The sequence below is a fragment of the Arthrobacter sp. V1I9 genome, assembly GCF_030817075.1.
GTDB lineage: Bacteria > Actinomycetota > Actinomycetes > Actinomycetales > Micrococcaceae > Arthrobacter.
On record NZ_JAUSYU010000001.1, the window covers coordinates 1877850 to 1890542 of the forward strand.

Below are 12693 nucleotides of genomic sequence, written 5' to 3' on the forward strand. Positions count from 1 at the left end.
CTCGATGATTGGGCAGGCTGGACAGACAAGGGACGGAAGGAGGCACCGTGCGGTTGATTCAGGTTGCCCAGCACGTGGAAGATCTCCGCCGGGCAGCTGCGTTTTACGCCGAACTTCTGGCGGTGCAACCCACTGCGGTGTTCGATCCGCCCGGCCTTGTCTTCTTTGACCTGGAGGGCGTGCGGCTGCTGCTGGAACCGGGCGCCCCGCGGGCTCTCCTGTACCTCCACGTTCCTGATGTGAGGGCGTCCGTGGACGAACTCCAAGCCAGGGGAGTGGAGGTGGTGGATGCGCCGCAGGTGATTTACAGCCATACCGACAGCCGCCTGGGACCGGCAGGTACGGATGAGTGGATGGCATTTGTCCGGGACAGCGAAGGCAACACGCTGGGACTCGTCAGCCAGCTGGCTACAGGACACCCGGCCTCCGGAGGGCCCGGCGCCTGAAACCCCGGTGCCTGAAACCCAGCGTCTGATTACCGTTGTCCAGCCGTGGCTTGAGCACTAGGCTCAAGCCCGAAGGGAGCAACTATGCCAAGCACCATCGGGACATGCCTCTGGTTCGGGAACCAGGCGGAAGAGGCCGCACAGTTTTATACCTCGGTGTTTGATGATTCGAAGATATTGAACGTTTCGCGGTTTGGCGAAGGTGCGCCGGGTCCGGCAGGCCAGGCCATCGTCGTCGAGTTCGAGCTGCAAGGCCGCGGTTTCACGGCGCTCAATGGTGCGCGGGGCTCCAGTTTCACCGAGGCTGTTTCGTTTGTGGTCAATTGTGAGGACCAGGACGCTGTGGACCGCTACTGGACTGCACTGGCCGACGGCGGCAGCGAAAGCATGTGCGGCTGGCTCAAGGACCGCTTCGGAGTGTCCTGGCAGATCGTTCCGTCTGTACTGGGCTCCTTGATTGCGGGGCACGATCCGCAGGGTTCGCAACGCGCGATGCAGGCGATGCTGGGAATGCGAAAGCTGGACATCGGCGAGCTGCAGAAGGCATACGACGGCTGACGTCGGCGCTGCTGCTTATGTCTGAATACCCGCTCCTGTCCGGGCAGTGCTCCCGGACACCTGGCGGTAGCATCAGGTCAGATGAATAAACCGCTGTGGATTTGCTGCCTCCTCGGCGCCGCCGTCGGAATCACTTTGGGCCTTGCCGTTTTCGACAGTCCGTTTATCGGCTTCGCCGTGGGATTGGGCGTTGGTGCTGTTGTGGGCGCTGCAATCGGGCCGCGGCGCTGAACGTCACTTTGAATTCCGGGCCGGAAGCTACGAGCCGGGTGCGATAGCCGGTTCGCAGTTCCACAAACCCAGTCCACTCGCCAATGCGTGCCAGGTTCATCCCGGCGGCTGCAGCGTTCCGCGGTGTCATTGAAAGTTCGACGGCGGCGCCGTGCTCCCAGCGTATGTCCACGGTGATACCTGGCCGGGCAACCAGCCCGCTGACGCTGCCCGCGGCAAAGTCCGCCGGGAGCGCAGGCAGCACGTGCAGTTCTCCCGCGTGGCTCTGCAGAAGCATCTCCGTGACTGCTGCGATGAACCCGAGGTTTCCGTCCACCTGGAAGGGCGGGTGCGCCGCGAATAAATTCGGATACAGGCCGCCGGAGTGGTTCACCGCCGTAGTGGCGACGGGCCTGAACATAAGGCGCAGCAAATCCGCCACCCGGCCGCGCTCCCGGAGCCGGGCTTGGACGCACAGTTTCCAGATCAGTGACCAGCCGGTGGAATCGTCGCCCCTGCGGTGGAGCGTTGTATTGATCGCTGTCCGTAGGTCATCGGTCAGGGGAGCGCTGCCGGGATAGGCAAAAACCAGGTGGGATATATGCCGGTGGTCCGGTTCAGCTTCGCGGAGTGCTGTACCCCACTCAAGGACTGCGCCGCCGCCAACGGCAGGGGGACCGATCCGCGCCCGGGCAGCAGCAGACCCACGCACCACCGGGTGGTCTTCTTCGCCTACTTCCTCCGCCAAGGCAAGCACAGTGTCAAAGAGCCAGGTCAACAGCGCCCGGTCCATACCGCTGGAGGTGGTCACGGCTGCCCTGCCCTGTCCGCTCAGGTAGCAGTTTTCGGGGGAGATGGAGGGGCTTGTCTCCAGGGTGGCGCCGCCGTCGTCCAGCAGCCAGTCGCACGCGAACTCTGCCGCCCCCAACGCCAGCGCCCACAAGCGCCGCAGCTCGTCCGGGGTGGCTGATCCGAAGCGTCGCCGCTCATCGAGATGGCAGACGAGCCACACACCAGCCATCGCCCATTGGGACCAGCTGGCGTGGCCGGAGGTGGGCGACGTAAACGCCCACTCGTCGGTGTTGTGGTGTGCTGCCCAGCCTCGGGTTCCGTAGAGGATTCTTGCTGTGGTGCGCCCTCGGTCTGCCAGGGCCTCCACCAAGTCCAGCAACGGCTCATGGCACTCCGCAAGGTTGGCGGCTTCGGCCCCCCAGTAGTTCATCTCGGTGTTGATGTTCAGCGTGTAATTGGAGGACCACGGTGGCTGCAGTTCGTCATTCCAGATGCCCTGCAGCGTTGCCGGCAGGGTGCCGGGCCGGGAGGACGATATCAGCAGGTACCGTCCGTAGTTGAAGAGCAGCGCCACGAGGCCGGGATCAGCTGCCGGAGCGCCGCCTGGCTGCTTTGCGGCGTGCAGGATCCGCAAATCCGTGGGCACCCGCGGGGCGGGGACTTGCCGGTCAGGGCCGGGCTCAAGGACTAAGCTCAACCGGTCATACAGAGCCCTGTGGGCGTCCTCATGTTCCTTGCGCAGTGCGTCAAAACCACGTTCCAGGGCGGCCGAGGCCCGGACAGAGGCCTCGGCGGCGCATTGCGAGGCATTGCCGCGCGGGGGCTGGCCGGGAACCGTGAATGAGGTGCTGGTGGCCAGGACGAATACCAGTTCGGTGATACCGGTGAGGGCACCTGATGCACCCTCGCCATCATTGCCTGCGGCACCGGGTTGCCCGTTGTGGGACAGGGCCAGAACGGCCGCGCCCTCAAGCTGAGTTCCTCGAAAGGCCGAGGGAACGGGCACGGGGTGTGTGTCGAAAGTACTTACTTGACATAATGTAGATTATCGGCGTTTCTGCAGGTGAGGTGGGAGGGGCAGGAATGTGCCCACTGGCAGGCAAAGGCAAGCGCACCCGCAACCTCAGCCGAAACCCATGAATCCGCAGGTCATTGTCTTATTCCGGTTGCTCGTTAAGAATGAGTCAATGACGGTCTATGTTCGATCACTGGAAACTGCAGTTCCGAAAACGATTCTGATCCAAACAGAAGCCCGTGAGGTGTTTGCGGCCCAGCCAGGCTTGACGAGGCTCGGCTCACGCCTGGTCAACACCTGTTTTGATTCCGCTGCCATTGATACGCGCTTTACCGCCGTGGACGAACTTACAACGGATTCCCGCTCCGACGATCCGCAGTTCTTTGATCCTGACACCGGCCTGCTGCTGAACCCCAGCACAAAGGTCCGCAACGACATCTTCGGCCGCGAGGCAACAAAACTCTTCGTGGAAGCCGCCCGTGCAGCAGTCAATGCCGCCCCGGAACTGGATCTACTTGACATAACTCATCTTGTGACCGTGTCCTGCACAGGCTTTTTCAATCCCGGCCCCGACTACAAAATCGTCCGGGAACTGGGCTTGGATCCTGCCGTCCAGCGCTACCACCTGGGATTCATGGGCTGCTATGCCGCGTTCCCCGCACTCCGGGCCGCAAAACTGTTCTGCGAGGCCGACCCGCAGGCCGTGGTCCTGGTGGTGTGCGCCGAACTGTGCTCCCTGCACGTCCGCACCTCAAACGATCCGGACACCATTATGGGTTCAGCCCTTTTCGCCGATGGCGCGGCGGCCGCCGTCGTCACTGCACGCAGCGGATCGGAGGAAAAGTCCCTGCTCCAGCTTGACCACTTCGAAACCGTGCTCACACCGGTTGGCGAAGACTCGATGGCGTGGAACATCGGCGATCACGGATTCGAAATGATCCTGGGGAATTATGTCCCGCACATCATCGATGACCACATCGTGGGCGCCCTGCAGCCCCTTCTTGCCCGGGACCCGGGACTGGAGGCACTCCCCTACACGTCCATCCGGCACTGGGCTATCCACCCCGGCGGACGGAGCATCCTGGACAAAGTTCAGGCCCGGCTAAGTCTCACCGACGAGCAACTGGTACCGGCACGCGAGACGCTGCGCAACTTCGGAAACATGAGCAGCGCCACCGTGCTGTTTGTCCTCAAGCACATCTTGGAACAGGACCCGGAGGACGGGGACGAACGCATCTGTTCCATGGCCTTCGGCCCGGGACTCACGGTGGAGACTGCGCTGTTCACCAAACTCCGTCAGGCTGCGGCCGCGGACCTGGGCCGGGTGCCCGGACACGCCGCGGCAGAAGTACCCGTATCCTGAGCCCCTTGGACCTGCTGATGCGGCAGCGCGCCGTCAAGGCCGTGGAACTGATGGACGACCCGGACTGCGACGCCCGGCGCCTGCAGAACACCTACCGCCAGTTTGGAGTGGTCAACCGCGCACTGTCCGGGTGGCGGAGGCTCTATGTGCGGGAGCTTCGTCCCTTGATGGTCGCGCACAAGACTCCCGCCACGCTGTTGGACATCGGCTCCGGGGGCGGCGACCTCGCGCACCTGCTGGCGGGCTGGGCCCGACGTGACGGACTTCCGCTGCGTGTTACCGGCATAGACCCTGATGCGCGGGCCACCGCCTATGCGCGGGGGCGTCCGCCCAAACCTGGTGTCGAGTTCCGGCAGGCGCACAGCGCCGATCTTGTCCGGGAGGGCGGACGCTTTGATTTCGTCATTTCAAACCATGTCCTGCACCACCTCTCGGCGGACGAACTTCAGCAGCTGCTCGCCGACTCGGCAGCCCTTTCCACCAGGAAGGCGCTGCACAACGACCTGAGGCGCAGCCCCGCCGCGTACGCGCTCTTCTCAGCCGCCGCGCTGCCATTTCCCCATTCCTACATCCGGAAGGACGGACTGACGTCCATTCGCAGGAGCTACACGCCGGCCGAACTGGCCGCCCTCGCTCCCCCGGGCTGGCACGTCGAAGCGACCACCGCGTTCCATCAGGTGCTGGCCCTGCGCAGGACCTGAAATGGCAGCGGCAAAAGACGTGGTGATCATCGGTGGGGGTCCTGTGGGCCTCTACCTGGCTGCCCTGCTGCTTCAGGACGGCATCAGCGTCAAGGTTCTTGAACAGAGGCAGGCCCGGAACCTGCACTCCCGGGCCATCGGCATCCATCCGCCGGCCCTGGAGGCTTTGGAGCAAGTGGGGATTGCGTCGTCCGCAGTTTGGGAGGGGATAAAAATCCGCGAAGGTCTGGCGGTCAGCGGCGGAAAAACTGTAGGTATCATGCCATTTGCGGCGGCTTCGGACACGTACCCGTTCGTGCTGGCCCTGCCCCAGTTCAGGACCGAACAGCTGCTGGAGGAGCGGGTCCGCCGTCTGGACAGCGGCGCCCTGGTCAGGGGCGTGCGGGCCACTGCACTGAAGGACGACGGCGGGTCAGTCACCGCCGTCGCGGAACCCGCCGGGGGCGGCAAGGGAGGAACGGCCGCCTTTACGGCGTCCCTCGTAGTGGCGGCAGACGGCGCCCGGTCGCCCATGCGCGACCTCTTAGGGGTGCCGGTGTGCCGGAAAATTTATCCTGACCATTACCTCATGGGCGATTACCGGGACGCGGGGCTTTACGGGGAACGGGCGGTGCTGTTCCTTGAATCGGGCGGAATCGTTGAGTCCTTTCCGTTGCCGGGCGGAATACGGCGGTGGGTGGTGCGGCTGGGAAGCCCTGCCGGTACTGCCGGGCCGGATGAGTTGGCACAGCTGGTCCTGCGCCGAACCGGGATCCTCCCGGATGCCGGCACCAACACCATGGTGAGCGCCTTCAGCGTCCGTTCCACCGTCGCCAGGAGCATGGTGGCGGGGCGGGTGTTCCTGCTCGGCGATGCTGCCCACGAGATCAGTCCCATTGGTGGCCAGGGCATGAATCTGGGCTGGCTGGATGCCCGGGCCCTCTCCCCCCTCATCCGGGCGGCATTGGCCGGCGGAAGCTTGGACCACATGGATGCGGAGCTCAAGGAGTTCCAGGCACGGCGGCAACGGGCGGCGGCAGTGGCCAAACGACAGTCCGAAATCAACATGATGCTGGGACGGCCCCTGCCCCGGCCGTTATTGAGCCTCCGAAACCTGGGGATGAGCGCCGCTGCTGCCACTCCGGCGGTCAACCGATGGGTCGCGCGGCGCTTCACCATGCAGGGGCCGAAGTTCGTGTCCGGCCCGGCCGCTAGGCTTTCCCCATGAGCCAAAGCCTGCCTGAGACCGCATACACTGCAGAGCAGATCCGCGAAAACGTGGAGCTCATACTCTCAGCCGGCGCTCTCCCGCCCATCGTTCAGGCAGGCCATCCGGCGCTCAGGCAGCGCGCCGCCGCCTTCGACGGGCAGCTGTCGGACGACGAACTGGAGCGGCTGATTACCCTGATGCGGCAGGTGATGCACGAGGCTCCGGGCGTTGGGCTGGCAGCGCCCCAACTCGGAATACCGCTGCAGCTGGCCGTCATGGAGGACCAGTACGACGTCGACCCTGAGGCTGCTGCCCTCCGCCGCCGAAGCCCCCTGGACTTCCTCGCCGTCCTGAACCCCCGCTACACACCGCTGGGCCCTGGCGTTGCGTCCTTCTACGAGGGCTGCCTCTCACTCAACGGGCTTCAGGCCGTGGTGGCCCGGCACGAAAACGTGCTTCTTGAGTTCCAGTCCCCCGACGGGGCCGCCATACAGCGGGAGTTTTCCGGCTGGCAGGCCCGGATCGTGCAGCACGAAACAGATCACCTGCAGGGTGTGCTGTACGTGGACCGCGCCCAGCTTCGGTCCCTGAGCAGCAACGCCGAATACGCCGCCCACTGGGCCGAGCCAGGCATCAGCAAGGCGCAGCAGGGGCTCGGTTTCGACTCCGGCCCCGCCGGCATCAGCGCCCGCTGACCTTGCAGCGCACCCTGCGCCGGAAAGAACCGGATGTGGGAGCCATAGGATGGTTGCCATGCCCTCCACCACCGACCTTTTACTGCTGTGCCCGGTGTGCCGGGAACCGCTGGAACTTCTGGCTGCTGCCCCGGCGGGTCAGAGCCGGCTGGCCTGCCGTGCCGGCCACAGTTACGACGCCGCTCGCCAGGGCTACTTCAACCTGCTGGTCGGGAAGGGCACTGCCTTCGAGTCCGACACTGCTGACATGGTCCAGGCCCGCTCCGACTTCTTGGAGGCGGGGCATTACCGGCCTCTGGCAGCTGCGGTGGCGGCCGCCGTCGTGCCCTGCCTGTCCGAAGAACGCGCCGCGGTCCTGGACGCCGGAACGGGAACCGGACACTACCTGAGGGCGGTGCTCGACGCTGCCGCGGCACAGCACCGGCGCCCGGTGGCTGCCGTAGGCCTGGACATCTCCAAATTCGCCCTGCGCCGGGCCGCACGGCTCAACCCCGAGGCTGTGAACCTGGTGTCCGATGTCTGGCAGCCATTGCCGCTGGCAGACAAGTCGGTGGACGCCATAACGGTCATATTTGCACCCCGCAACGCCGCGGAATTTGCGCGGGTCCTGCGGCCTGCCGGACGGCTGGTGGTGGTCACACCCCGGACCGGTCACCTCGCTGGCATCGCCGCGGTCACCGGAATGCTCGGCATCGAGGAAGGCAAGGAAACCCGGCTGGCCGAAGCGATGGGCAGCCATTTCGACGTGGAAACAAGTACCGACATAGAGATTCCGCTGGCACTGACCCGGCAGGAAGCGGCAAGTCTCGCTTTTATGGGGCCGGCGGGCCACCACCTCCGGCGGGAGGACCTTTCGAAACGACTGGAGAGCCAGCCCGAGCCCGTTCAGGCCCGAGCGAACTTCCGGCTGACGGTGTTCCGGCCCATCAAACCCGCTGCGACGTAACGACTTGGCCACTATCCCCGCACGACCGCTGAGAGCCAGCCCACAGCGGACGGGGCCGCACTAAGATTGGAGGACAGTTACTGGCGGGTGCGCGCGTTCGGCTCCCCGTAGCGAAGGGGGAACACGTTGTTCGAATGGCTCGGGGAAAACTGGTGGGCGTTGTGGCTCACCGCCTTCCTGGCGTTTGCCGTGATCGAGATGATCACGCTTGACCTGTTTTTTATCATGCTCGGCGGAGGAACCCTGGCCGCACTGGTAGCGGACTTCGCGGGCGCCGACCTCTGGCTGCAGATCGTGGTCTTCTGCGTGGTGTCCCTGCTGATGATCGCCTTCGTCCGGCCAGTGGCCCTGGCGCACCTGAAGAACAGTCCGTCTGAGCAGCGCACCAACGTGGACCGGCTCATCGGTGAGCAGGCCGTGGTGATGGAGCCCGTGACGTCCGACGGCGGCCTGGTCAAGATCGGCGGAGACATCTGGACCGCCCGCTCTGCAGGCGGCGTCCTTCCCGCCGGCCAGAAAGTGGTGGTTTCCGCCATCGACGGGGCCACGGCAGTGGTAACAGCGCCGCCGGAAGCAGCAAGCCAGTCCTGACACAGCCTGAACAAATGGGGAACAAGGAGATGTATGGATAACGCAGGAGGAACTGCATTGGCCATTGTGCTGGTGGTCCTGATCGTGTTTGTGATAATCGTGCTGGTGCGGTCGGTGCGGATCATTCCGCAGGCGCGCGCGGGCGTGGTTGAGCGGCTGGGCAAGTACCAGCGGACGCTTAATCCAGGGCTGACCATCCTGATTCCGTTTGTTGACCGGCTCCTGCCGTTGCTGGATCTCCGTGAGCAGGTGGTCTCGTTCCCTCCGCAGCCGGTGATCACCGAGGACAACCTGGTGGTTTCCATCGACACCGTTGTCTACTTCCAGGTCACGGACCCGAGGGCCGCCACCTACGAGATCGCCAACTACATCCAGGCAGTCGAACAGCTCACCACCACCACGCTGCGCAACGTGGTGGGCGGGCTGAACCTTGAAGAAGCACTTACCTCCCGCGACCAGATCAACGGACAGCTGCGCGGGGTCCTGGACGAGGCCACCGGCCGCTGGGGCATCCGTGTCTCCCGGGTGGAACTCAAGGCGATCGACCCGCCCCACTCCATCCAGGACTCCATGGAAAAGCAGATGCGTGCAGAGCGTGACCGCCGGGCCGCCATCCTGACTGCCGAAGGCACCAAGCAGTCAGCCATCCTCACTGCCGAAGGCCAGCGGCAGGCGTCCATCCTGGCCGCGGAAGGCGACGCCAAAGCGGCCATCCTGCGGGCTGACGGCGAGGCGCAGGCCATCCAGAAGGTCTTTGACGCCATCCACAAGGGCAACCCGGACCAGAAACTGCTGGCGTACCAATACCTGCAGACCCTTCCAAAGCTCGCGGAGGGTTCTTCCAACAAACTCTGGATCATCCCGAGCGAAGTCGGCGAGGCCCTGAAGGGGATTGGCAACGCTCTTGGCGGAACAAACCCTGATCCTGCCGTGGCGGGACTGTTCGACGAAGTGGGAACCAAAACCTCCGAGCCTTAGGTCAAGGCCGCGAAAGGCACAGTGAGGGGATCCGCAGCTGCTGCGGATCCCCTCAATTTTGGCCGGGGCGGTATGACACCGGTATAATTGGGTATTTGTCCGGCAGGAGCAATCCGCTGGAACAACCCAGCTTCGCAATGCGTTGAATCTTAAGATGCAGCACAGAGCACACAGTAGTCCGGAGGTGCTTCTTAGCCACCGGCTAGCGCGGGGTTCACTCCGCCAACCGACCAGAGGGAGAAAACATGAGCGATCGCAGCCTGCGGGGCATGCGCCTTGGTGCGCAGAGCATGGAGACCGAGTCCGGAGTCGAGCCGGCTCCGCGCCAGCGCGTCGAGTACCGGTGCGAGGACGGCGAGCAGGTCTTTGTTACGTTCTCCTCTGAAGCCGAGATTCCCCCGGTCTGGGTTTCCAAGACCGGCAAGGAAGCGCTCCTGGTCGACGGCGAACGCCCGGACACCAGCAACGATAAAGCTGTCCGCACGCACTGGGACATGCTGCTGGAACGCCGCTCACTTCCGGAACTGGAGCAGATCCTCGAGGATCGTCTGACCATCCTGCGCGAACGCCGCGGAGAACGCCGCTCCGCATAAAACTGTCGAGATGCATCAGGGCCGTCCCCCACACTGTGGGAGACGGCCCTTGCTTTTGGCGCTTTATCGGGACGTGGCGGCGGGAGCGCTCACGGCTGTGCGGGCGATTTTTTGCGGGTGAGGGTGTTCCAGCGGGCTTGGAGTCCCCACTTGGTGACGTTGACCATTGCCTCCACCACGATGTTGCCGCTCATTTTGGAGGCGCCGAGTTCGCGCTCCACAAAGGTGATGGGCCGTTCCTCGATCCGCAGGCCCATGCGGGACACCCGCCAGGCGAGGTCCACCTGGAAGCCGTAACCGACTGAGTCCACCTGTTCCAGGTTGAGCTTTTCCAGCGTGGTCCGGCGGAACGCGCGGTAGCCGCCGGTAACGTCCTTGATCTTCAGGCCCAGCATGAGGCGGGCGTACGTGCTTCCCACCCGCGAAATGGCCTGCCGGTACAGCGGCCAGTTGACGACGCTTCCGCCGGGAACCCAGCGGGATCCCATGGCAAGATCGGCGCCCTGGTCAATGGCTTCGAGGAGCTGGGGAAGTTGTTCGGGCTGGTGGGAACCGTCCGCGTCCATCTCCACGAGGACGTCGTAGCCGGCGTCGAGTCCCCACTTGAAGCCGGCGATGTAGGCGGCGCCCAGGCCTTCTTTGCCCTTCCGGTGCAGGACGTGCACCTGGGAGTCTTCGGCAGCGATTCCATCTGCGAGCTGGCCTGTGCCGTCGGGGCTGTTGTCATCCACTACCAGCACGTCCGAGGACGGGACGGCTGCGCGGAGCCGCTGCAGGGTGATAGGCAGCGATTCCAGCTCGTTGTAGGTGGGGATGATGGTAAGGACGCGCACAGATGGCCTTCCTGGAGGGAACAGTCGGTGCACCCGCTCACGAGCGAAATCGCTGGCAGGCGCAGCTACCCATTATAGGGCGGAGGGCGCGGGGGTCAGGAACGCAGGGCGGGGTTGGCGTGCAGCTCCAAACCGTCCCTTACAGTCTGCAGGCAAACCGGGTCGGAGCCGGTGTCCAGCGCAGGCAGCAACGGTGTGCGGGCCCTGGGGTCGGTGCTCCACGACTGCACCCTGCCGTCGGCCACCTGCACCATCAGCTCCTCGACCTCCCAAACAGCGAAGCTCGCGGGAGCTCCGGGGACCAGCTGGCCCGCCATGGGATTGTGATACCTGGCTGCCCGCCAGCCGGCACGGGTGTGTCCCAGGAAAGCCGCGCGAGCCGAAATCCGCTCGTCTTCATTGTGGTGCTCAAGGCAAGCCCTGACGCTGGACCAGGGGCGCAGCGGCGTCACGGGGCTGTCACTGCCGAAGCAGACCGGAACCCCGGCAGAGTACAGGCTGGCAAACGGGTTCATGGCCCTGCTCCGCTCCCCCAGCCGCTTCTCGTAGAGTCCTCCCGGGCCACCCCAGGCAGCGTCAAAGGCCGGCTGGGCACTAACGGTCACGGAGTAGCGGGCAAGCGTTGCCACGGCTGCTGCGTCCACCATCTCCACGTGTTCAAACCGGTGGCCGGCGGCCCGGATCCTTTGCTCCCCCACCTCGGCGGCCGCCAGCTCCAGGGCTTGTAGTGCGGCATCCAGCCCGGCATCACCAATGACGTGGAAACCGCCTTGGATTCCGGCGAGGGAACAGGCTGCAAGGTGGGCCGCTGCCTCCTCGACACTCAGGTACAGGCTGCCGGACTCGTCCGGGGCGTCGCTGTAACCGGACCTCAGGGCCGCCGTCCGTGATCCTACGGACCCGTCGATGTTCAGGTCTCCTGCCAGGCCCCGGACGCTGACGCCCAGCTGGTCAAGAATGCTGCGGGCGTGTTCTTCCGATGTGGCCAGTTCACCCCAGTAAGGCAGTACCTCAGGAGCGGGGGTGTCCCCGTTGCTGTTCCAGCTATCCGCCACCCGAAGATCCTCCGCACCCCCGATGTGCGGCGCTCCGATCTCTGCCACTGCCACGTAGCCGTTGGCGGCGGCCTCGGCCAGGGCGCGGTCTTGGTGCCGGCGGAGCACCTCTGCCGGGAGCCGGCGAGTGGCCTGCCGGGCCGCCGCGTGCGCGGCCCCCCGGACCCTTGCGCCGCCGTCGAAACCATCAAGCCCGCGGAGGCCGGCGGAGGCTGCCAGGGACGTCGAGACCAGGGCAGAGTGGACGTCAACGCGGGACAGGTAGACAGGACGGCCCCCTGCAGCCCGCTCCAGTTCCTCCGCGCTGGGCAAGGTGGCGTCGGCCCAGGTGGTGTCATCCCAGCCGTGACCCAGGACCGGGCCGTCGCCGGGCGCGACGGCCACGGCGGCCAAAAGGTCTTTTGCCGACCTCAGGTCCTGCAGGGCCAGGGAGTCCAAGGCGATCCCGGTTTCGGTCAGGTGCATGTGTGAGTCCACGAAACCGGGGGCAACCAGTGCGCCGCGGAGGTCAATGACCTCCATGGAGCTGTCCTGGATGGAAGATGCTGCCTGTTCCGATCCCACCCACGCCACCGTGTCTCCGTCCACCAGCATGGCCGTGGCAAAGGGGTCAGCGGCGGTGTAAACGGAGCCGTTGCGGTAAAGCACCGGGCTGGTTTTGGAGCGGGATCCGGGCAGGGCTTCGGGATGGGGCATAGGTAAGCAAAACTCCTGGAGATAGGAAGGCC

General features: G+C 65.0%; 13 protein-coding genes. 10 read left to right on the forward strand and 3 right to left on the reverse strand.

All coding sequences use genetic code 11. The features are described 5' to 3' along the window. Window positions 1-47 precede the first annotated feature (47 nt). Window positions 48-446: a VOC family protein gene (locus QFZ70_RS08960; protein WP_307095013.1), complete on the forward strand. Its 399-nt coding sequence runs from the start codon at window positions 48-50 to the stop codon at window positions 444-446. A gap of 84 nt (window positions 447-530) precedes the next feature. Next, a complete protein-coding gene (locus tag QFZ70_RS08965; protein WP_307095014.1) occupies window positions 531-1004 on the forward strand; it encodes a VOC family protein in 474 nt (157 codons plus the stop codon). A 163-nt stretch (window positions 1005-1167) separates the two neighbouring features. Here QFZ70_RS08965 and QFZ70_RS08970 read toward each other — a convergent pair whose 3' ends face one another. Further along, entirely contained in the window at window positions 1168-3012 is a 1845-nt protein-coding gene (locus tag QFZ70_RS08970) for a glycoside hydrolase family 95-like protein (RefSeq protein WP_307095015.1), read from the reverse strand. A 181-nt stretch (window positions 3013-3193) separates the two neighbouring features. Between QFZ70_RS08970 and QFZ70_RS08975 the strand changes: the two genes are divergently transcribed. From QFZ70_RS08975 to QFZ70_RS09010, 8 genes are all read left to right on the forward strand, one after another. Continuing rightward, a complete protein-coding gene (locus QFZ70_RS08975; protein ID WP_307095017.1) occupies window positions 3194-4384 on the forward strand; it encodes a type III polyketide synthase in 1191 nt (396 codons plus the stop codon). A gap of 17 nt (window positions 4385-4401) precedes the next feature. Then, entirely contained in the window at window positions 4402-5085 is a 684-nt protein-coding gene (locus tag QFZ70_RS08980) for a class I SAM-dependent methyltransferase (protein WP_307097839.1), read from the forward strand. Between the two features lies 1 nt (window position 5086). Beyond that, window positions 5087-6292, forward strand: coding sequence for an NAD(P)/FAD-dependent oxidoreductase (locus tag QFZ70_RS08985; protein WP_307095018.1), 1206 nt, complete (start codon window positions 5087-5089; stop codon window positions 6290-6292). After that, complete coding sequence (locus QFZ70_RS08990; RefSeq protein WP_307095019.1) at window positions 6289-6969, forward strand: peptide deformylase; 681 nt, start codon at window positions 6289-6291, stop codon at window positions 6967-6969. Before QFZ70_RS08985 ends, QFZ70_RS08990 begins: the two co-directional genes overlap by 4 nt. A gap of 58 nt (window positions 6970-7027) precedes the next feature. After that, window positions 7028-7915: a methyltransferase domain-containing protein gene (locus QFZ70_RS08995; RefSeq protein ID WP_307095021.1), complete on the forward strand. Its 888-nt coding sequence runs from the start codon at window positions 7028-7030 to the stop codon at window positions 7913-7915. 126 nt (window positions 7916-8041) lie between these two features. Next, window positions 8042-8506, forward strand: a complete 465-nt coding sequence (locus tag QFZ70_RS09000; protein WP_307095022.1) for an NfeD family protein — start codon at window positions 8042-8044, stop codon at window positions 8504-8506. A 33-nt stretch (window positions 8507-8539) separates the two neighbouring features. Beyond that, window positions 8540-9484: an SPFH domain-containing protein gene (locus QFZ70_RS09005; protein ID WP_307095023.1), complete on the forward strand. Its 945-nt coding sequence runs from the start codon at window positions 8540-8542 to the stop codon at window positions 9482-9484. A gap of 245 nt (window positions 9485-9729) precedes the next feature. Beyond that, complete coding sequence (locus QFZ70_RS09010; RefSeq protein WP_013600997.1) at window positions 9730-10077, forward strand: RNA polymerase-binding protein RbpA; 348 nt, start codon at window positions 9730-9732, stop codon at window positions 10075-10077. An 89-nt stretch (window positions 10078-10166) separates the two neighbouring features. Here the strand turns inward: QFZ70_RS09010 and QFZ70_RS09015 are convergent, their stop codons facing one another. Continuing rightward, entirely contained in the window at window positions 10167-10910 is a 744-nt protein-coding gene (locus tag QFZ70_RS09015) for a polyprenol monophosphomannose synthase (protein WP_307095026.1), read from the reverse strand. A gap of 95 nt (window positions 10911-11005) precedes the next feature. After that, window positions 11006-12661: an amidohydrolase gene (locus tag QFZ70_RS09020; RefSeq protein WP_307095028.1), complete on the reverse strand. Its 1656-nt coding sequence runs from the start codon at window positions 12659-12661 to the stop codon at window positions 11006-11008. Window positions 12662-12693: the final 32 nt, after the last annotated feature.